Source organism: Streptomyces sp. NPDC001056 (assembly GCF_053598955.1).
Genome location: NZ_JBSFLI010000009.1, coordinates 36535 through 57457, shown reverse-complemented (window position 1 = coordinate 57457; position 20923 = coordinate 36535). Strand labels below are relative to the sequence as shown.

Sequence of the window (20923 nt, the reverse complement as noted above, 5' to 3'; positions counted from 1 at the left end):
CCGTGAACGGCACCGCTGGCCCCGGCGGGCAGCGCCGGCTGGGGAGATTCGGCGGCTCGTTGCTGCTGCTGGTCCCGTTGCTCGCGGTGACCGCGGCCTCGGGACCGAGCGGGGCCGACCCCGTCCGGCCGACGGCCGCCTCGACCGCGCCCGCGCGGGTGACGTACGCGGGCACCGGGCACCGCAGCCTGGGCCGGGTCGCCTCCACCGAGTCCAGCGATCCGCTGTTCGGCACGGGCCCCGCCCACTACGACGTCCAGGCGACGGCGCTCGGGGACACGATGGTGTTCGCGAGCCGCCGCGACGAAAAGCGTCCGCAGATCTACCTGCGGGCCCCGGACGGCTCGGTGCGCAAGCTGACCAGCGGGCGGGACGCGGCACATCCGCGGCTGACCCCGGACGGCGGCTCGGTGGTGTTCGACTCGGCGGAGCCGGGCGGTCCGAACGGCAAGAAGCAGCGCGACCTGTGGCTGGTGCGCACCGACGGCACCGGCCTGACCCGGCTGACCGACACGCCGTACGACGAGCAGAGCCCGACCGTGTCGGCGGACGGGCAGCGGCTGGCCTACAGCGCGAACCCGGTCGCGGGGGCCGGGGCGCAGATCTACGTGCGCCCGCTGGCCGGCGGCTACCCGACCGCGCTCACCGGAGCACTCGGCGGCAAGGCGACCGAGCCGGTGTTCAACCCGGTGAACGACGCGGCGCACCGGGACCTCCTGGCGTACACGTACACCGCGGACTCGAAGACCGGGCCCCGGCTGCGGGAGACCGGCGGTCCTGACGGTGACCAGCCGCTGCTCGCCGGTTCGTGGGCGGACTGGCGGACGCATGGGGCAGCGTGGCTGCCCGACGGGGACCGGGTGCTGTTCCTGAGCACCGACCGTACGTGCAACTGCGAGGGCGACTGGGACCACGTGTTCCAGATCCACGCGCGCACGGACGAGACCCCGCAGCTGATCCTCAGCGAGAACCGCGAGGTCACGTCGGCGACCTGGGTCGGTCCGGCGGACGGCGGCTACACGGTCGTGGACCGGCTCAGCGAGCCCGAGGCGCATGTGGCCACGCTCCAGGACGTGCGGTTGGACGGCTCGGATCCGCGCGATCTCGGGGTGGACGTGCTGAAGGAGGACCCGGCGGCCGACACCAACACCGATCCGGCCAAGGACCCGCTGTTCAACCCGGCGGCCGGGTACGACCCGTGGACCGAGCGGCAGAACTACACGCCGGACGGGCGCAGGATCGTGGTGACCCGGTTCGAGGGCGGCGGCCAGGAGCGGATCGAGCGCATCTGGACGACGGACGCCGACGGCATGAACAAGGCGGCCATGCCGCTGGCGGGGCGGGGGCCGCGGGACTGGGACACCGATCCGACGTTCTCCCCCGACGGCAAGTACCTGGCTTTCACCCGGACTTCGCCCGGCGGGGTCGGCTCCGCGTCCGGTCCCGGACGCATCCTGATCGCCGACGCCGGCACGGGCGCGATCGTGCACGAGGTGGTCCCGCCGGCCGGGCAGCAGAACGGCAGCGACGCCCAGCCCACCTGGTCCCCGGACGGCACCCTGCTCGCCTTCACCCGCAACGAGGTGATCGACGGGAACGGCGGCAACAAGCACATCTGGACCGTCCCGATCGACGACCTGAACCAGCAGAAGGACATCAGCGCGGCGAACTGCCCCGGCAACTGCTCGGTCATCGACGACAGCCCCGCGTTCTCCCCCGACGGCCGCTCCATCGCCTTCAACCGCAAGAACGGCGGCGGCCTCGTCGACGAGCGCAACGGCCTGGTGCTCACCTCCGTCTCCGGCGGCGACTGCCAGGTGCTGCTGCCCGAGGCGGCGCGGAACACCGCGGACGCCTGCCACCGGCAGCTGCCCGACACCACCGTCACCGGACCGCACCAGCCGCGCGACGCGGCCTGGACGGCGGACGGCTCCCGGATCGTGTTCAGCGCGCGCGACGACGCCCCGGTCAACTGCCCCGAGCACCTCTACGTGCTGACCCTGGCGACCGGTCATGTCTCCCCGCTCACGGCCCAACTGCCGGGGCGGCAGAAGGAGCCCGGCGTGGAGCAGTCGGTGGACCTGGCGGTGCACGCACCGGGTACGGCTCCCCCGGTGACGGTCGGCAGCTCCACGGACCTGCGGGTGGACGTCGTCAACAACGGCCCGGCCGCCTCGCCCGGCACCCGCCTGACCGTGGCGCCGCCGGCCGGGGTGACCGTCACCCGGGTCACCTATCCGGGCGGCACCTGTGACGCGGCCACGCTCCAGTGCGACCTCGGGGTGGTGCCGCCCGGTACGACGGTGCCGGTCACCGTGCGGGTCACCGGCACCGTGACCGGTGACCAGCCGATCGACTGGTCGGTCACCGGCAGCGTGATCGACCCGCTGCCCGGGGACAACTCCGCGCGGACCGTGGTGCCGGTGCGCCCGCCCGCCCCGCCGACGCCGCCCCCGACCCCCGCGCCCACGCCCACGCCCACGCCCACCCCGCCGCCTCCGCCGCCCGCGCCCAAGGCCGGTCCCGGGGTCCAGGTGACCGCCCAGCCCGAACCGGGCTATGTCGGCGGCCGGGTCGTGGTGACGTACACCGTGCGCAACGGCCGCAACGCGCTGGCGACCGGGCTGCGGCTGCGCGTCTCGCTGCCCGCCGGGATCCCGAACGGCGGTCCGCCGCCGGGCTGCGACAGCTCCTGGGTGTGCGCGCTGCCGGACCTGTCGCCGGGTGACAGCACCGTCGTCCGGGTCGTGCTCGCCCCCGACCACGCGCTGACCGGACGGGCCACCGGCGTGCTGACCACCACCGGCACGGACGCCGACCCGCGGGACAACAAGGCCGCCACGAACCTGCGCATCCTCCAGCCGAAGATCATCGCGGTGCCGCCGATCGGCAAGCCCGGCTTCGTCACCTCGGTGCGCGGCAAGGACTTCCCGCCCGGCGTGCCGGTGCGCTTCACCTGGAAGCCGGGCATCACCGCCGCCGCCGCGCCGACCGTGCCGGGGCCGGACGGCACCTTCATCGGCCAGCTGCTCATCCTCACCAAGGACCAGACGGGACCGCGCACCATCACCGCGCGGGGGCCCGGCTTCTCCCCGGTGAAGACGGACTTCCTGGTCGTGACGGGCAGTGTGCAGCCGCCCGACGAGGTGACCCGCCGGTGATCCACGAGGTCGACGAGGCGCTGCGCGCGCTGCTCGCCGGGTCCGGGCTGGAGGCGTCCGGGGTCGAGGTGGTCTTCGACGCGCCGACCCGCGAGTGGGCGGCCCGCCGCAACGCGCCCACGGTGTGCGTGTTCCTGTGCCACATCCAGGAGGACGCCACCCGGCGCGGCAGCGGCGCCGGGGAGGTGCACGACGCCGAGGGGTATGTGGTGGCGCGGCGCACCCCGCCCCGCTGGTTCGAGCTGACGTATCTCGTCACGGCGTGGGCGAGCCGTCCACAGGACGAACACCGGCTGCTGTCCCAGGTGTTGGGCACGCTGGTGAGCACGGACGCGCTGCCGGAGCACCTGCTCAGCGGCTCGCTCGCCGACCTCGGGCTGACCGTCTCGCTGGAGACCGCCGCGGCCGGTGCCGACGCGCCGTCCGCGTCCGACGTGTGGTCCGCGCTGGACGGGGAGCTGAAGCCGTCGCTCGGGGTCCTGGTGCGCGCACCGCTCGCCGCCGCGGCGCGGCCGGCCGCGCCGCCGGTGACCGAGGGGCTCGTGGTGCGGACCGGTGGGCTCCGGCCCGAGGAGGAGCCCGCGCCGGGACGGCGGCTGCGGTACGAGGAGGTGGGCGACCCCGGCGCGGAGGGCTTCGCCGGCCTGCGTGAGCGGCCCCCGGTCCCGGCCCGGCGGCGCAGGGGGAGGCGACAGCCCTGATGTATGCCACCGAGGCCGAGGTGGACGTCCTGTGGGCGCGGCTGCGGCTGGTCGAGGAGCGAGTGCGGCACGCGGTGGCCGCGCGGCGCGCCGTCGATCCGGATCCCGACGACCCCTACCGGGGCCAGTACCTCACCCCTCAGGCGGTCGAGCGGATCCTGGACGAGCGGGGCGGCCTCGGGCTGCCCGACCACGAGCCGCCGCCGGTGCCGCCGACGTCCGGACTGGGCCTGCTGGCCGGGCGGTTCGGACTCCCGCCGCTGGACCTGGACCTGCTCCTGGTCGCCCTCGCGCCGGATCTCGACCCCCGGTTCGAGCGGCTGTACGGCTATCTCAACGACGATCTGACGCGCCGCCGTCCGACGGTCGCCCTCGCCCTTGAGCTGTGCGGCCTGCCCGCCGCGTCGGCGGCCCGCTTCCGGCTCTCCCCCGGGGCGCCGCTGATCGCGGGCGGCCTGCTGGAGGTCACCGAGCCGGAGCGGCCGCCGCTGTCACGGGTGCTGGCGGTTCCGGACCGGGTGAGCGCGCACCTGCTGGGCGGCACGGAGCCGGACGCGCGGCTCGCCGGGGTGCTCGGCGAGGCCGGGGCGGACCCCACGGCCGGGACTGCGGACGTCGACCGGGCGGCGGCCGCGGCCCGTTCCGGCCCCGGCCTGGTGCATCTGCTGGACCGAGGCGGCGACGCGCCCGGCCTCGCGGTGGCGGCCCTGCACGCGGCCGGGCTCCGCCCCCTGGTCCTCGACACGGCCGCGCTCGCCCGGCGCCCCGCCGAGGCGCCCGCGCTCGCCCGGGTGGCGGCGCTGGAGGCCCGGCTGTCCGGCGCGGGCGTCGTCCTCGGCCCGCTGGAGGCGCTGCCCCCGGAACCCGCCCAACGCGACCGCGTCACCCGTGACCTGTGCGCCGCGCTGCGCGGCATCCCGCTGTTCACGTACGGCACGGACGGCTGGGACCCGGGCTGGGCCGCCGACACCCCGGTGGTCCTCCCGGTGGCCCCACCCTCCCCCGCGCGCCAGGCCGCGCGCTGGCGGCACGCGCTCGAACGGGCCGGCTCCGACGGCATCGCCCCGGCCGACGCGCAGGCGCTCGCCTCGGCGGTCGCCGCGCACCGGCTGGACGGCGGACAGCTGCGCCGGGCCGCGGGCGCCGCGGTGCGCACGGCCGCGCTGGCCGACCGCGCGGTGCGGCCCGACGATCTGCGGGCCGCCGTACGGGCGCAGAACGGGGCGGGGCTCGCGCGGCTGGCCCGCCGGGTGGAGCCGGCCGTCGGCTGGGACGACCTGGTGCTGCCCGCGCCGACCCACCGCCGGCTGCGGGAGCTGGCGGTGCGCGCCCGGCACCGCGAGCAGGTGCTCGGGCAGTGGCGGATGCGGCCCGGCGGCGGCCGCGGGCGGGGCGTGATCGCGCTGTTCGCCGGGGAGTCGGGCACCGGCAAGACCATGTCCGCCGAGGTGGTCGCGGCCGACCTGGGCATGGACCTGTACGTGGTCGACCTGTCCACGGTGGTCGACAAATACGTCGGCGAGACCGAGAAGAACCTGGAGCGGATCTTCACCGAGGCGTCCGCGGTCAACGCGGTGCTGCTGTTCGACGAGGCCGACGCGATCTTCGGGAAGCGCTCGCAGGTCAAGGACGCGCACGACCGGCACGCCAACATCGAGTCGGCGTACCTGCTCCAGCGCATGGAGTCCTTCGACGGCATCGCCGTGCTGACCACCAATCTGCGGGCCAACCTGGACGAGGCGTTCACCCGGCGGATCGATGTGATCGCGGACTTCCCGGTACCGGACGCCGACAGGCGGCTCGCGTTGTGGGAGCGGTGTCTGGGCGGGCAGCTGCCGCGCGGCGCCGACCTCGACCTCGGCTTCTGCGCGGACCGCTTCGAACTGGCCGGCGGTTCCATCCGGGCGTGCGCGGTGACCGCCGCGTATCTGGCGGCCGAGTCCGGACTGCCGCTCACCATGCGTCAGTTGATGGCGGCCGTCGCACAGGAGTACCGCAAGCTCGGCCGGCTCGTGCTGGAGAGCGAGTTCGGGCCGTGGACGCGGGACGTGCTGGCGGACTCCTGAACAGCGCGCAGTCCAGCGGCTCTTACCCGCCCGGGGGCTTGTCGGCGGCCCGCGTTGCCCGAAAGGGAAGGCGGTGCCGGATGCGGGCGCCCGGAAAGGCAGCGGGGTTGCCCTCGCCCAGGTCCGTGCGCCCCTGTCGCCATGCCGCACCCGCCTCGGAGACTCGACGTCGACGCAGGTGACACCGATGGCACATGAAGGAGCGAGCATGCCGACGTACCTCACCCCGGGCGTGTACGTGGAGGAGGTGCAGTCCGGTGCGCGACCGATCGAAGGGGTCGGCACCGCCGTCGCCGCGTTCGTCGGCTTCGCCCAGACCGGACCCTTCCACGAACCCACCCTCGTGACCAACTGGGACCAGTACACCCAGCTGTTCGGCGGCTTCACCGAGGGCACCTATCTCGCGCACGCCGTCTACGGCTACTTCGCCAACGGCGGCGGCGCGGCCTATGTGGTCCGCATCGGCGGGTCGGGCCGGGACTCCGCCGCGCCCGCGGCCGGGTCGGTGCCCCGGCAGGCGCAGGCACCCGAGCCGGTGGCGCTCGGCGGGTTCCTGGTCGCGGCCAAGCCCGGCGTGTCCGGGGTGTCGGTGGAGATCGCCGAGCCGGAGGGCGACAACAGCCCGGAGGACCGCTTCAGGCTGCTGGTCCGGCGCGGCGAGCAGGTGGTGGAGAACTACGACGTCTCCACCCGCAAGAACGTCAAGGGCTATGTGGTCAACCAGGTCCGCGCCTCCAAGCTGATCGAGGTCACCGAGCAGCGCGACGCCGCCCAGGCCCGGCCCGCCGCCCAGACGGTGGCCCTGCCCGACGCCCCGGGCGCCCCCGCGGTCCCCGCGTCCGGCGAGGTGTCCCGCCTCGATCCGGCCGAGTACGTCGGCGACTCCGCCGCCCGCACCGGCTTCGGCGGCCTGGAGGCCATCGACGAGATCACCATGGTGGCGGTCCCGGACCTGATGGGCGCCTACCAGCGCGGTGACATCGACGCCGAGGGCGTGCGCACGGTCCAGCTCGCGGTGATCTCGCACTGCGAGCAGATGGGCGACCGGGTGGCCGTCCTGGACACCCCGCCGGGCCTCACCGCCCAGCAGGTGCGCACCTGGCGCAACGACGAGGCCGGTTACGACTCCCGGTACGCCACCGTCTACTACCCCTGGGTGCGGGTCTTCGACCCGGCGGCCGGCCGCAACACCACGGTCCCGCCGAGCGGTCACGTCGCGGGCGTGTGGGCGCGCAGCGACGCCGAGCGCGGTGTGCACAAGGCGCCCGCCAACGAGGTGATCCGCGGCGCGGTCGACCTGGAACTGCGACTGAGCAAGGGCGAGCAGGACCTGCTGAACCCGATCGGCGTGAACTGCGTACGGGCCTTCCCCGGCCGGGGCATCCGGATCTGGGGTGCCCGCACCCTGTCCTCCGACCCGGCCTGGCGCTACCTGAACGTGCGCCGGCTGTTCAACTACCTCGAAGAGTCGATCCTGTTGGGCACCCAGTGGGTGGTCTTCGAGCCGAACGACGACCGGCTGTGGTCGAGCATCCGGCGCAATGTGACCGCGTTCCTCACCGAGGAATGGCGGCGGGGCGCGCTGTTCGGGCGTACCGCCGAGGAGGCGTTCTACGTCAAGTGCGACCGGGACAACAACCCGCAGGAGTCCATCGACCAGGGCCGGGTCGTGTGTGAGATCGGCGTCGCGCCGGTCAAGCCCGCCGAGTTCGTGGTCTTCCGGCTGGCCCAGTTCTCCGACAGCACCAGCCTCATCGACGAGTGAGACCAGTGACCCGCGGGTCGGTCAAGGAAAGGTGACGAACAGTCATGGCAGAGGGCGATGCTCTTTCCACCCATGTCTTCGGCGTGCAGCTCGGCGGCTATCTCGTGGAGTCGATCCAGGAGATCAGCGGGCTGACCGTCGAGGAGGAGGTGGTCGAGGTACGACAGGTCACCTCGGAGGGCAAGCAGATCATCCGCAAGCAGCCGGGCGCCCGGCAGGCGGGTGAGATCACGATCACCCGGGGACTCGACAAGTCCAGCGAGTTCACCAAGTGGATCAAGGAGACCCTGAACAACGGTGCCGTCGACACCGCCCGGCAGAACCTGACCATCGAGATCAAGGACTCCAAGGGCGACACGGTGCGCCGGATCCAGCTGATGCAGGGCTGGGCCTCCCGCTGGGAGGGTCCCTCGCTCAAGGCGGGTGAGTCCGCGGCGGCGACCGAGACCGTCACCATCGTGTTCGAGGAGATCGTCGTCGAATGAGGCGCCGTACGGTGACGGCGGGCAGCCTGGAGGAGATCCTCGACGCGACGGCGCCCGCCCAGGCCCCCGAGCAGCCGCCGGCCCCGGCGCCACCGTCCGGTCCCGCGGCCGCGCACCACCACGGGCTGCGCACCGAGTTCGAGTTCGAGCTGCCGCGCGGGTACGTGGACGAGTCGGGCACGCTGCACCGCAGCGGTTCGATGCGGCTCGCCACGGCCCGCGACGAGCTGCGGCCGCAGATCGATCTGCGGGTCAAGGAGAACCCCGCGTACCTCAGTGTGGTGCTGCTCAGCCAGGTGATCACCCGGCTCGGCACCATCACCGACGTGCACGCCGGGATCGTGGAGCGGATGTACGCCACCGACGTCGCCTTCCTCCAGGACTTCTACCGCCGGGTCAACAGCGAGGGCCACACCCGCGCGGCGGTGACCTGCCCGCACTGCGAGGGCGCCTTCGAGGTCGACCTCTCGGGTGGGCGCCTGGGGGAATCGTGACGTACGCGCTTCCCCGGCTCCGGGAGGAAGTCGCGTACATCGCCTATCACTTCCACTGGCAGCGCGAGGAGATCCTCGACCTCACCCATGCGGAGCGCCGGCAGTGGGTGGGCGAGATCGCTCGCATCAACGCCCGTATGAACGAGGGTGGTTGAGGTCATGGGGTGGTGGGAGGGGGTACGCCGCCGACTGGCCGGGCCCGCGGACACGCCTTCGGCGGCGCCGTCGGCTCCGTCCGGCCCCGCGCCGGCGGGCGCGTCGTCGTCCGTGCCCGGGGACTGGGACGGCGGCTGGCGCCAGGTGCCGCCCGCGGCGCTCACCGTGGCCCGCGCGCCGCTCGGTGTCAGCGACGGCATCGCCTTCCGCTCCGGTCTCGCCTCCTGGCAGAACCCCGCCTTCGACACGGGCCTCGGCCACGGACTGCTGCCCTCGGCACCGGCGGGCCTGGTGCATGGCGTCACGCGTCCCGCCGTACAGAGGGCGGGGTACGAGGGCGGCGGGCCGCTGCTGCTGCGGTCGCTGCCGGCGCACGGGGCCGAGGAGGCGGGGGACGGCGGGGGTGCCGCTCCCGCGTCCGGTTCCGGCCCGGCCCAGGTCCAACGGGTGGTACGGGCCGGAGGACAGGGCGCCGGGGAGGCGCCGCGTTCTCGGGCCGCTTCGGAACGTGCCGAGCCCGCTGGGCAGGTGACCGGACCGGAGCTTCCGGTGGTACGGCGTGTCGCCGTGGTGCCGCGTACTCCGGCCGCCGGAACCACGCCTCGGACCACGGGTGTCGAGCAGGCCGGGGCGGGGGTTGTACGACCCCGGCCGCTGGGCACCCCGCTGACCGTCGCCCGCCGGGTGGCGACCGGGCCGGTGCGCCGCGTCGCGGCGCTGCGACCGGAGCCCGGTGCCGGTGCCGGTGCCGTCCAGCGCGCCTCCGCTCCCGCCCGGCCGACCGGGCGGGCCCCGCTGGGCGCGCCGTTGAGCGAACTCCCGCCCACGGCCTCTCCGTCGGCGACCGACGGGCCGACCCCTTCCGTCACGGCCGAGGTCCAGCCGCCGAGCGGTCCCGCGCTGCCGGTCGTGCGGCGCGAGGCGGTTGCTCCGGACTCCCCCACCGGGGTGGCCGATACGGCCACCGGCCCGCTGCCGCCCGTCGTCCAGCGCGCGGCGGGCACGTCCGCCGTCCAGCCGACCCGCCCACTGCCTCCGGTCGTCAAGGCCGGGGCGGACCCGTCCGACGCTCGGGCGACGACCGGGCCGCTGCTGCCCGACGTGCGGCGCCAGGCGGACGCCCCCGCCTCCGTCGGCGCCGACGGACCCGAGGCCGCCCGCGCCGCCGCGGCCGAGCCCCGGACGACCGCCGATCCGGTGCTGCCGGTCGTACAGCGCGCTCCCGACTCCACCGGCAACGAACTCCCGGCCGCCGGCGGCCCCGAGACCTCTCGCGCCGCCGCGGCCGACGCCCCGGCGACAGCCAGGCCGCTGCTTCCCGGGGGCCGGCGCCCGGCGGACGCCTCCGGCACCACCGGACACGACACCCCCGCCCGACCCGCCACCGACGCGCCCGAGGCATCCCCCGCACCCGGCACCCCGCCCACCACCGGACCGGCACTCCCCGTCCTGCAACGCCAGGCGGACACCTCCGGCTCCACCCCACCCGGCGTCCAGGCGCCGACCGGGCCGCTGCTTCCCGGGGGCCGGCGCCCGGCGGACGCCTCCGGCACCACCGGACACGACACCCCCGCCCGACCCGCCACCGACGCGCCCGAGGCATCCCCCGCACCCGGCACCCCGCCCACGACCGGACCGGCACTCCCCGTCCTGCAACGCCAGGCGGACACCTCCGGCTCCACCCCGGGCGGCGTACGGCCGACGCCCGGAGCGGTGGTGCCGGTCGAGCGGCGGCAGGCAGCGGCGCCCGGTACCGAGGCCCCACTGCTGTCGCGGGCGCGGCGCCCCGTGGACGCGCCCGGTTCCGCCGGCGGGGAGTTCCCCGCCACGGCCCCCCGGTCGGCCGCCGCCGCGCCGACGACCGGGCCGGTGCTGCCGGTCGTACAGCGCCAGGCGGACGCTTCCGGTCAGCCCGGCTCCATGATCGTCCCGACGGCGCGGCCCGCAACGGGGCCGGCCGCCGCGGAAGGACCCGCGCCGTCCCGCCGTACCGAGCGGACCGGTTCGTCCGGAGCCCGTGCCCGTGGCGGTCTGGGCGCGCCCCTCACCTCGCTGCCGCCGACCGCCACCCCGCGCGGTCCGGTGGAAACCGGTGGTCGCCCCGCCCGGCCCCACGTCCAGCGCGGGGTGGCGAGGCAGGGCACGGACGCCGGTCCGGTACCAGCGTCCACGGCTCCCCTCCTGGGGGCGGCGGGTACGGCCGGCTCCCCCGGCCCGACGCCCGTTTCGCCGCCCGCCGGGGGTCCCGCTCTGGCCACCCCCCTGGTGCCCCGGCCCGGCGCACGGCCGGACACCCCGGCGACGGATGCGCCCGGCGTCGTACAGCGCGCCACGGCGGCGCCCGGACGGACGGCCCCGCGGGGCGGGAACAGCGCGAGCCCGGTCGTCCTGGCCCGTGCGGTCGCCACGCCCCGGCGGCCCACGCCCACCGCGGCCCTGTCCCTGCTGTCCGCCCGCCCGCTCGCCCCCCGCACCCGTGTCCCGGAGGACATCCCGCGTGCCGGCGCCCCCGCCGCCCCCGCCGGACCCCCCGTCGTGGCCGCCTCCTGGCGTCGGGACCCGGCGCCGGAGGCGCAGCCGGTCACCCCCCGGCCGCCCCGGGTGCGGCAGGACCCCGCGGCACGCCCCGGGCTTCCCGTCGTACGACCGGACGCCCCCGTCCAGCGGGCGGCGACCGGTGCCGCCCTGCCCCTGACCGAGGCGCAGGCTCCCCCGCTCCAGGCGTCCCCGGCCCCGCCGGGCGCGCCCGCCGGGCTCCCCGTGCCCGTGGTCCGCGCGACCCGGCCGGCCGAGCCAGGTCCCGTACTCTCGGGGGCCGTTCCCGTCGAGGTCGTCCAGCGCGACGCCAAGAACGCCAAGGCACCCGCGGGCGGTCGGCCCCGGTCGGCCTCCGCCCCGCTCTCCTTCCCGGCGCCGGCCACGACGGCCGACAAGAGGCAAGCCGCGCCGCAGGACCCCGGGGTCGACCTGGAGGACCTGGCGCGGCGGCTGTTGGACCCGCTGGCCCGGTTGCTCCGGGCCGACATGCGGCGGGGACGGGAACGCGCCGGCCGCCCCTACGACGGACGGCGCTAGCGGACATGGAACGGATGGCCCACGGATGACGGACAACATCTTCGCGACGAGCGTGTTCTTCCGGCTCCAGATCGGCGGCAACGATCTGGGCGCCTTCCACACGTGCTCCGGCATGGGCGCGCAGGTGGAGCTGGAGAGTTACGCGGAGGGCGGCAACAACGGCTTCACCTGGCAGCTGCCGGGCCGGGTGACCTGGTCGAACATCACGCTGACCCGGCCGGTCACCGCCGACACGATGAAGATCAGCCGCTGGCTGGACCAGACCCTGCGCCGCGTGGAGCCCAAGGACGGGGAGATCGTGGCGCTGAAACCGGATCTCTCGCGGATCATCAGCTGGCAGGTGCTCGGCATCGTGCCGGTGCGCTGGGAGGGGCCGTCGTTCGACCCGGCCAACTCTCAGGCCGCGGTGGAGACGCTGGAGATCGCCCACGAGGGGCTGCGGCCCTCCTGACCCGCCCCGCCCGCCCCGTCGACCTCGATCCGTCCGAAAGGAGTTCCCGGTATGTCCGCCGCCCTCCGCACCAGCCGTGCCCGGGCCCAACTGACCCTGAAGGAACCCCCGTCGGCGGTCGGCGCGAAGCCCGGCGGGACCATCGCGCAGCTCAATCTCCAGTTCAACCCGTCCACGCTCCAGCTGCGCAAGAGCACCACCTGGCGGCGCACCCCCTCGCGGATGGCCGGGCAGTCGGCGCTGCCGGAGTTCGTGGGCAGCGGGCCCCGGGAACTGAGCCTGGAGGTCTTCCTCGACGCGACGTCGACGCACGACGACTCGGTCGAGCAGGCGGTGGAGAAGCTGATGAAGGCCTGTGTGCCGACCCCGGCGAGCCTCGCCCGCAAGAAACCGGCGAGCCCGTGGGTGCGGTTCGAGTGGGGCACGGCCCGCACCACGTCGTTCGACGGGGTGATGTCGGGGCTCTCGGTGACGTACACGCTGTTCGACGTGGACGGCAAGCCGCTGCGGGCGACCTGCTCGCTGTCGGTGGAGGAGGCGAGCGTCGACCCGGCGGGGCAGAACCCCACCTCGGGCGCGCGCACGGCCCGCAGCACGCACACCATGGTGGCCGGGGACAGCCTCGCACTGCTGGCCTGGCGGGAGTACGGCGACGCGACGGCCTGGCGGGTGATCGCGGAGGCGAACGGGATCGACGACCCGATGGACCTGCCGCCGGGCACCGAACTGGTGGTGCCGGCGCTCGGGGACGCGGGTGGTGAGGAGGAGCGGTGACGACACCCGAGGCGCGGGGAGGCCGGTCGTTCGCGGCGGACCCCGTGGTGGAGGCGCCCGGTGAGCTGCCGCAGATCTGGGCGGCGCAGCTGGTGAGTTGTGTGGTGGACGAGAACGTGGGGCTGCCGGACACGGCGGTGCTCACCTATCGCGATCCGGACAACGAGTTCCTGAAGTCGACCGGCATCACGCTCGGCACGCCGCTGCGGGTGTCGGTGGTGACGGTCGCCGGGCAGGCGCGCGAGCAGTTGTTCAACGGCGAGGTCACGGCGGTGGAGATCGACCGGGACGGCACCGGGTCGTTCACGGTGGTGCGCGCCTACTCCAAGGCGCACCGGCTCCAGCGGGGCCGGAAGGTCGTGGCGTACCGGAACATGACGGCCGCCGCCATCGTGCGCAAGGTGGCCGCGGGCGCGGGGCTGCCCTGCGGGAAGGTGGAGGCCGCGCCGGTCACGTACAAGCAGCTGTCGCAGGCCAACGTCTCCGACTGGGACTTCCTCCAGTACCTGGCGGGCGAGAGCGGCGCCCAGGTACGGGTCGACGACAAGGGGGTGCTCCAGTTCACCCGGCCCGAGCCGGCGTCGGGGGCGCCCGCGCCGTCGACCCCGGCCACGCAGAACCCGATGGTGCTGGAGTACGGGCGCAATCTGCTGGCGCTGCGGGCCGCGCTGTCGGGCGCGGACGGCGCGGCCCAGGTGGAGGTGCGCGGCTGGGACGTCACCACCAAGACGCCGCTGGTGGCCCGGCAGCCGTCGGTGACCAGCACGACGGTGCAGCCCGGACTCTCCCCTTCGCTGGCGTCCACGTTCGGGGCGAGCGCCAAGCTGACGGTGACCGACACCCCGTACCGCACGCAGGCCGAGACGACGGCCGCAGCGGCCGCGATCTCCGCGCACGTGGCTTCCGGTTTCGGCGAGTTGGAAGTGGTGGTGGAGGGCAGTCCGCGGCTACGGGCGGGGGTGCCGGTGGCGCTCGGCAACGTGGGGCCCGCGTTCTCTGGCCGCTACACGACGACGGCCGTGCACCACAGCCTGGACCCGGGCGCCGGCTACCGGACCACGGTGTGGGTCAGCGCCAGCCCGGACCGGTCCCTCGCGGGCCTGGCGACCGGCGCCAACGCGCCCGGCCGCGGGCCGCGCATCCCGGGCCTCGCGATCGGTGTGGTGACGGATGTGCGGGAGCCGGGCGGCGCGCAGAGCGGCGCGGTGCGGCTCAAGTTCCCCTGGCTGGACGACACGTACGTGTCCGACTGGGTGCGGACCGTGCAGTGGGGCGGCAAGGGCGGCGGGGGCGTGGTCAGTCCCGAGGTCAACGACGAGGTGCTGGTCGGCTTCGAACAGGGCCTGCTGGACAGCCCGTACGTCATCGGCGGTCTGTACAACGGCGTGGACACCCCGTCCAAGCACGACGTGCCGCTGATCGACGGGACCAGCGGCAAGGTCAACCGCCGTTCCCTCGTGTCCCGTTCGGGGCACCGGGTGGAGCTGCTCGACGCGCGGGCGCCGGGCCCCTCCGGAGTGCGGCTGCGTACCGCGGACGAGCGCATGGAGGTGCTGCTCGACGACCGCAACGACCGCATCGAGCTGACCGTGTACGCGGCCGGCGGGCGGCGCGCGCTGTCCTCGGTGCGCCTGGACGAGAGCGGCATCACCCTCGACGCGGGCACCGGGAAGGTCAGTGTGAAGGGCGCCTCCGTGGATATCGACGGCACCAACTCGGTGCGGATGCACGGCCGTTCGGCGACGGTCTCCGGGCAGACCGACCTGACGCTCGACGGCGGTCTGCTGGGGGTGCTGAAGGCGGACCTCGTACGCATCAACTGACCTGCCAGACCCAGACGTTTCCCAGGAGGAGCCCCACATGCCCGGCGCAGCCCGTTCCGGCGACCCCACCAGTCACGGCGGGGTGGTCGCCACCCCGCCGCCCGGCGCCGCCGCGACGGTGGCGCGGGTGCTGATCGGCGGCCGTCCCGCCGCCGTCGTGGGCAGCCTGCACACCTGCCCGATACCCCCGCACGCGGCCCTGGGCCCGGCCAATGTGATCCTGCCCGGCCCGGCCTCGCTGCTGACCGGACAGGTGCTGATCGGCGGCCTGCCGGCGGCGCGGGCGGGCGACAGGACCGCGTGCGGCGCGAACGTCCTGCTCGGCGCCCTGAACGTGCAGATCGGAGGGCTGTGATGAGCGAGCGGTTCATCGGGCGGGGCTGGGCGTTCCCGCTGCGGGTCGGCCCGACCGGCGGGATCGCGCTGGTGGAGCGGGAGCGGGAGATCGAGGAGGCCATCCGGCTGGTGCTCGGCACCGCGCCGGGCGAGCGGCCGATGCGCCCCGAGTTCGGCTGCGGCATCCACGACTACGTCTTCGCGCCCGGCGACGGCGCCACCGCGGGCCGGATCGCCCAGCAGGTGCGCGAGGCGCTGGAGCGCTGGGAGCCGCGGATCGGCGTGGACGAGGTCGTCGTCGCCTTCGACGAGGTCGACGCCGGCACCCTCTACATCGATGTGCGCTACACGATCCGTTCCACCAACGACCGGCGCAACCTGGTGTTTCCCTTCTACACGATCCCCTCCGAGGAGGGGGCCGAGGAAGCGGTCGCGGACTGATGGCCCTGCCCTCCCCCAATCTGGACGACCGGCGCTTCCAGCAGCTCGTCGACGAGGCGAAGCGCTATGTGCAGCAGCGCGCCCCGGAGTGGACCGACCACAACGTCTCCGACCCGGGCGTCACCCTGATCGAGACGTTCGCCTACATCGTGGACCAGCTGCTGTACCGGCTGAACCGGGTGCCGGACAAGAACTACACCGCGTTCCTGGACCTGTTGGGCATCCGGCTCTTCCCGCCGGCGGCGGCCGGGGCCGAGGTCGACTTCTGGCTGTCGGCGCCGCAGCAGGACGCGGTGACGCTGCCCGCGGGCACCGAGGTGACCACCGCGGACGGCGAGGCCGAGGAGCCGGTCGTGTTCGCCACCAAGGACGAACTGCGCATCGTGCCCAGCGAGTTGACCCGGCTGGTGACCGCGCCGCGCACCGGTGAGCAGACCGATCGGACCCGGGAGCTCGCCGAGGGCCGCGACGTGCGGTGCTTCCAGACCGCCCCGCAGCCGGGTGACGCGCTGCTGTTCGGGCTGCCCACGGCGGTGCCGCGGTGCATCGTGGCGGTGCGTCTGGACAGCCGGGTGGAGGGCGTCGGCGTGGACCCGCGCCAGCCGCCGCTGGTGTGGGAGGCGTGGGACGGCGGCCGCTGGCAGCCGTGCGAGACCGGCTCGGACAGCACGGGCGGCCTCAACCGGCCCGGCGAGGTGATCGTGTACGTGCCGGGCGGCCACACGGCGTCGGTGATCGGCGGCGCCCGGGCGGGCTGGCTGCGCTGCCGGGTCACCGAGGCGGAGCCGGGCCAGCCGTTCTACTCGGAGTCCCCGACGGTGCGCGAGGCGACGGTGTTCACGGTCGGCGGCACCACCCCGGTGGAGCACGCCGAGACCGTCACCGATGTGCCGCTCGGCACCTCGGAGGGGGTCGCGGGCCAGACGTTCCGGCTCGGCCGCCCGCCCGTGCTGCTGGACGGCGGGCCGCCGCTGGTGGAGGTCTCCTCGGCCGACGGCTGGCAGCGCTGGGAGGTGGTCGAGCACTTCGGCCGCTCGGGCCCCGGCGACCGGCACGTCCGGGTGGACGCCACCACCGGCGAGTTCAGCTTCCCGCCGGCGCTGCGCGAACCGGACGGCACGCTGCGGCTGTGCGGCGCGGTGCCGGAGAAGGGCGCCCACATCCGGGTGGCCCGCTACCGCACCGGCGGCGGCCCGGCCGGCAACGTGGCCCGCGGCGCGATCTCGGTGCTGCGCAGCTCGGTGCCGTACATCGCGCGGGTCGTCAACCGGGAGGCGGCGCGCGGCGGTGTGGACGGCGAGAGCATCGCGAACGCCAAGCTGCGTGCCCCGGACGCGCTGCGCATGCAGGAGCGGGCGGTCACCGCGGAGGACCACGAGATCATCGCCCGGCAGGCGGCCCCCTCGGTGCGCCGGGTACGCTGTCTGCCCGCCGGTGACGGGGCGGGCGCGGTGCGGGTGCTGGTGGTGCCGGACGCGGTCGCCGACGACGGCGACCGGCTCCGCTTCGAGCAGCTCATCCCCTCGGACCAGGTGCTGACCGCGATCACCGAGAGTCTGGACGAACGGCGCCTGATCGGAACCCGGTTGGTGGTGGAGCCGCCGGTCTACCAGGGCGTCACCGTGGTCGCCCGGCTCGCGACCGCGCCCGCCGACACCGACCGGGTGCGGGACGCGGCGCTCGCCGCCCTGTTCCGCTACCTCAACCCGCTGCGCGGCGGGCCGGACGGCACCGGGTGGCCGTTCGGGCGTGCGGTGCAGTACGGCGAGGTGTTCGGCGTGCTCCAACAGGCCACCGGCAACGCGCTGGTGGAGGAGATCCGGCTGTTCGCCGCCGACCCGATCACCGGGCGGCGCGGTGCGCCGGTGGACCGCATCGACGTCGGTCCGGGCGCCCTGGTCTTCTCCTACCAGCACCAGGTCGTCGTCCAGCCCATCGAGCCGGAGGAGCGCCCATGAGCCGCGCCGCCGTACCCGGTCTGCCGAGCCGGCATCCGATCGGCGGGCTGCTGCCCGCGCTGTACGCCGAGGACGACTTCGCCCAGCGGTTCACCGCGGGCCTGGACACCGTCCTCGCGCCCGTGTTCTCCACCCTCGACAACCTGGCCGCCTATCTCGACCCCCGGGTCGCCCCGGCGGACTTCGTGGCCTGGCTGGCGTCGTGGGTGGGCGCCGCCGACGACCCCGAGTGGCCGGCCGAGCTGCGCCGCGAGGCGGTGGTACGGGCGGTCGAGCTGCACCGCTGGCGCGGCACCCGGCGCGGCCTGGTGGAGCGGCTGCGGCTCACGCTCGGGGTGGACGCCGATGTCAGCGGCGACGGCGGCGCGGTGTGGTCCCGCGCTCCGGGCACCCCGCTGCCGCCGGCGCCGCCGGGCGAGGCGCTGGTCCGGGTGTGGCCGGGCCGGGAGCCGGTGGTGGACGCGGACCGCGTCCGCGAGATCGTCCGCGCCCATTGTCCCGTCCATGTCCCCTGCCGGGTCGAGATCCTGTCCGGCCCGCCCGCCGACGAAGGGAGGTGACGCCATGCGCGCATGTCCCGCGTGCGGGGCGTCCAACGGCCCCGACGACGACTTCTGCGGCAACTGCGGGGCGTACCTGGGGTGGTCCTCGGAAGGGGCCGCACGGACGCCGACGGCGGACGACGGCTCCGCCGCGGACGGGGGGAGTTCGAGCCCTGCGTCGAGCCCCCCGGCCACGGACGCCGACTCGCACGCCGACGACCGTACGAGCGCGCGGAGTTCGGGTACCGCGGCCGACGCCCCGTCCCGTGCGGAGGAGCCGGGTACGGCCCGCCGCGCGGAGGAAGGCCGCACGACGCGTACCGGGGACGACGCCGACGGCGACGCCGGGGACGCCCCGGCCCCGCCGGTCCCTCGTACGGCGCCCACCGCGTCCGGCACGCCCGGCACGCCCGGTACGCCCAGCGCGTCCGACACGCCCAGCGCACCGGCGGCGCCTCCGGCACCCCGTACGGCGCCCGCGGCGTCTCCCGCACCACCGGTTTCCCCCGCACCACCGGCGTCCCCGCCGTCCCGGATCTCCCCCGCGCGACCCGCGGCCCCGGCCCCTCGCGCGCCCCGTGCGCCCGAGCCGGCCGAGCCGGAGGCCCGGCAGCCCGCTCCCGTGCTGCCCGGGAAGCCGGTCGCGCCGCGGCCCGTCGTGCGCCCGGTGGCGGCGCGCGAGGAGGTGGTCGGGCCGCCCTGCCCCGCGTGCGGGACGCCGAATCCGCCCGGGCGCAAGTTCTGCCGGCGCTGTGCCACCCCGCTGAACCCGCAGGCGGCCCCCGCGCCGCTGCCGTGGTGGCGGACGGTGTGGCCGTTCCGGCGCCGGGTGCGGGCGGGGTCCGGTCGGTGGGTGCGGCTGCTGGTGATCCTGCTGGTGGTGCTCGCGCTGTGCGTGGGCGGCTTCCTGCTGCTGCCCGCCGGGCGCGCCCTGTTCGAGGACACCCGGGACAAGCTCGGCGGCACCAAGGCCGTCACCGCGACCCGGGTGACGGCGAGCGCCGCCGTACCCGGGCATCCGGCGTCGAACACCGAGGACGGCCTGAGCAACCGCTATTGGGGCGCGCCGGGACCGGGGGCCTCGGTGACGTACACCTTCGGCAAGCCGTTCCGGCTGGTGGACCTCATCATCACCAACGGCGCGTCGGACTCGCCCGAGCAGTACGCGGCCGAGGCCCGCGCGCTCCGGATGGACATGGAGGTCACGTCCTCGGACGGCACGGTGCACCGCAGGTCCGTCTCCCTCAGTGACAAGGCGGGTCCGCAGACGGTGACCACGGGGATCAGCGACGTGGTGCGCGTGCGGCTGGTGCTGCACTCGGTCACGGGGCTGAGGGCTGGCCGCCATGTCGCGCTCGCGGAGGTGGAGTTCTACCAGCGGAGCTGAACCCCTCCCGGAAGCGGCGGAGTCGGGGTTCTCAGCCCGGTTGCGGTTTCGGACGCGGCCGCAGCCGGGCGGCCAGGGCGGCGACGTCGTCCTCGGTGTGGCGGGCGCCGAGGCGGGTGATCACGGTGTCGAGGACGTCCTCCAGGCCCGGCGCGGTCCCGAAGTCGATGGCGGCGAGCCGGTCCAGGGAGCGGTCGATGTCCTCGCCGCGCCGCTCGACCAGCCCGTCGGTGAACAGGATCAGGGTCTGGCCCGGCGCCAGGCGGAAGGTGGCCGGTTCATAGCCGCCGAGCCCGGTGCCGAGCGGCGGTCCGACCGGCACCGGCAGCGGGGTGGCCCGGCCGTCCGTGCCGATCACGAACGGCGGCAGATGCCCGGCGCTGGCCAGCGTCACCAGGCCCCGGTTCGGGTCGACCTGCGCGAGCAGACAGGTGGCGGGCCTTCGTTCGGACTCGTCGGAGGCCATGTCGTCCAGCTGGCGCAGCACCCGGTGCGGGGGCAGGTCGGCGGAGGCGATGTAGCGCAGGGAGGAGCGGTAGGCGGTCATGTCGACGGCCGCCTCCAGTCCGTGGCCCATGACGTCGCCGACGACCAGCAGGGTGCGGCCGAAGTGCAGTCGTACGGTCTCGCACCAGTCGCCGCCGACCAACGCGCTGTGCCCGACCGGGAGATAGCGGATGGCGACGTCCAGGTTCGGGTGCGGGCGGCCCGGTTCGGCCAGCAGGGCCCGCTGGAGCTTGCCGATGATGCTGCTGACGGCGTGGTGTTCGCGGGCTTGCCGGATGTGGGAGGCGGCGCGCTCGGTGAGGAACCGCAGGAACTCCGCTTCCGGCGGTGTGTACGGCGTGTTCTCCCGGGCGCAGACCAGCACGCCGTAGTGGCGGCCGCCGGTGGCCAGCGGCACGCAGAGCGCGGACCGCTCGTCGCCGGGCTCCGCCCCGACGGTCAGGGCCTCGTCCGGGTCGGCGGCGACCCGGGCGGCCGCGGCGACCCGCCGGGCCTCGGGCAGCAGGACCTGGCTACCGCCGACGGCCTCGTAGCCGACGCCCGCCTCGCTGCCCCAGCGCAGCACGGCCGCGGCGCCGCCCGTCTGGGCGGCGGCGGCACGGGTCAGTTCCGCGCAGGTCGTGTCCTCGTCGAGGGTCGTACCGATCCCGGCCGCCACCGCGCGCAGCCCGGCCGGACCCACGGGCACGGGGGAATCCTCCCGGGCAGGTGTGCCGTGGCCGTGGCCGCGCTTGACGGCATCGACCGTCAAGGGACGAAACGGCTGAAACCAATCCACCACAGCTTTCACCTTAAAGGGGG

17 protein-coding genes are annotated in these 20923 nt (G+C 75.2%); 16 read left to right on the top strand and 1 reads right to left on the bottom strand.

Annotated features, from left to right (window positions below; genetic code table 11):
• Nucleotides 1–2 precede the first annotated feature (2 nt).
• From ACWDD7_RS13495 to ACWDD7_RS13420, 16 genes are all read left to right on the top strand, one after another.
• Complete coding sequence (locus tag ACWDD7_RS13495) at nucleotides 3–3161, top strand: hypothetical protein (protein WP_450457424.1); 3159 nt, start codon at nucleotides 3–5, stop codon at nucleotides 3159–3161.
• Entirely contained in the window at nucleotides 3158–3862 is a 705-nt protein-coding gene (locus ACWDD7_RS13490) for a DUF4255 domain-containing protein (RefSeq protein WP_351865133.1), read from the top strand. The genes ACWDD7_RS13495 and ACWDD7_RS13490 overlap by 4 nt, the downstream gene beginning before the upstream one ends.
• Complete coding sequence (locus ACWDD7_RS13485; RefSeq protein ID WP_450457423.1) at nucleotides 3862–5928, top strand: ATP-binding protein; 2067 nt, start codon at nucleotides 3862–3864, stop codon at nucleotides 5926–5928. The genes ACWDD7_RS13490 and ACWDD7_RS13485 overlap by 1 nt, the downstream gene beginning before the upstream one ends.
• Nucleotides 5929–6136: 208 nt before the next feature.
• Entirely contained in the window at nucleotides 6137–7693 is a 1557-nt protein-coding gene (locus ACWDD7_RS13480; RefSeq protein ID WP_450457422.1) for a phage tail sheath family protein, read from the top strand.
• 44 nt (nucleotides 7694–7737) lie between these two features.
• Nucleotides 7738–8178, top strand: a complete 441-nt coding sequence (locus tag ACWDD7_RS13475) for a phage tail protein (RefSeq protein WP_351881279.1) — start codon at nucleotides 7738–7740, stop codon at nucleotides 8176–8178.
• A complete protein-coding gene (locus tag ACWDD7_RS13470) occupies nucleotides 8175–8672 on the top strand; it encodes a hypothetical protein (protein ID WP_351881276.1) in 498 nt (165 codons plus the stop codon). The genes ACWDD7_RS13475 and ACWDD7_RS13470 overlap by 4 nt, the downstream gene beginning before the upstream one ends.
• On the top strand, nucleotides 8669–8827 hold the full coding sequence (locus tag ACWDD7_RS13465) for a DUF6760 family protein (protein WP_164932503.1): 159 nt from the start codon (nucleotides 8669–8671) through the stop codon (nucleotides 8825–8827). Before ACWDD7_RS13470 ends, ACWDD7_RS13465 begins: the two co-directional genes overlap by 4 nt.
• Nucleotides 8828–8831: 4 nt before the next feature.
• Nucleotides 8832–11903 (top strand): hypothetical protein, encoded by a 3072-nt coding sequence (locus tag ACWDD7_RS13460; protein ID WP_450457421.1) that lies wholly within the window; start codon nucleotides 8832–8834, stop codon nucleotides 11901–11903.
• Nucleotides 11904–11928: 25 nt separating this feature from the next.
• The gene (locus tag ACWDD7_RS13455; protein WP_285558522.1) at nucleotides 11929–12354 is read left to right on the top strand and encodes a phage tail protein; all 426 of its coding nucleotides are present in this window, start codon (nucleotides 11929–11931) and stop codon (nucleotides 12352–12354) included.
• A gap of 51 nt (nucleotides 12355–12405) precedes the next feature.
• Nucleotides 12406–13128 carry a CIS tube protein gene (locus tag ACWDD7_RS13450; protein ID WP_351867407.1) on the top strand — a complete coding sequence of 241 codons (723 nt, stop codon included), beginning with the start codon at nucleotides 12406–12408 and terminating at the stop codon, nucleotides 13126–13128.
• Nucleotides 13125–14951 carry a VgrG-related protein gene (locus ACWDD7_RS13445; protein ID WP_450457420.1) on the top strand — a complete coding sequence of 609 codons (1827 nt, stop codon included), beginning with the start codon at nucleotides 13125–13127 and terminating at the stop codon, nucleotides 14949–14951. The genes ACWDD7_RS13450 and ACWDD7_RS13445 overlap by 4 nt, the downstream gene beginning before the upstream one ends.
• Before the next feature lie 37 nt (nucleotides 14952–14988).
• A complete protein-coding gene (locus ACWDD7_RS13440) occupies nucleotides 14989–15306 on the top strand; it encodes a PAAR domain-containing protein (protein WP_351867413.1) in 318 nt (105 codons plus the stop codon).
• On the top strand, nucleotides 15306–15728 hold the full coding sequence (locus ACWDD7_RS13435) for a GPW/gp25 family protein (RefSeq protein WP_285558531.1): 423 nt from the start codon (nucleotides 15306–15308) through the stop codon (nucleotides 15726–15728). The genes ACWDD7_RS13440 and ACWDD7_RS13435 overlap by 1 nt, the downstream gene beginning before the upstream one ends.
• Nucleotides 15728–17686 carry a putative baseplate assembly protein gene (locus tag ACWDD7_RS13430; protein ID WP_392214269.1) on the top strand — a complete coding sequence of 653 codons (1959 nt, stop codon included), beginning with the start codon at nucleotides 15728–15730 and terminating at the stop codon, nucleotides 17684–17686. The genes ACWDD7_RS13435 and ACWDD7_RS13430 overlap by 1 nt, the downstream gene beginning before the upstream one ends.
• Nucleotides 17683–18246: a phage tail protein gene (locus ACWDD7_RS13425; RefSeq protein ID WP_450457419.1), complete on the top strand. Its 564-nt coding sequence runs from the start codon at nucleotides 17683–17685 to the stop codon at nucleotides 18244–18246. Before ACWDD7_RS13430 ends, ACWDD7_RS13425 begins: the two co-directional genes overlap by 4 nt.
• Nucleotides 18247–18250: 4 nt before the next feature.
• A complete protein-coding gene (locus ACWDD7_RS13420; RefSeq protein ID WP_450457418.1) occupies nucleotides 18251–19615 on the top strand; it encodes an NADase-type glycan-binding domain-containing protein in 1365 nt (454 codons plus the stop codon).
• A 31-nt stretch (nucleotides 19616–19646) separates the two neighbouring features.
• Here the strand turns inward: ACWDD7_RS13420 and ACWDD7_RS13415 are convergent, their stop codons facing one another.
• Nucleotides 19647–20810: a SpoIIE family protein phosphatase gene (locus ACWDD7_RS13415; protein WP_450457417.1), complete on the bottom strand. Its 1164-nt coding sequence runs from the start codon at nucleotides 20808–20810 to the stop codon at nucleotides 19647–19649.
• Nucleotides 20811–20923: the final 113 nt, after the last annotated feature.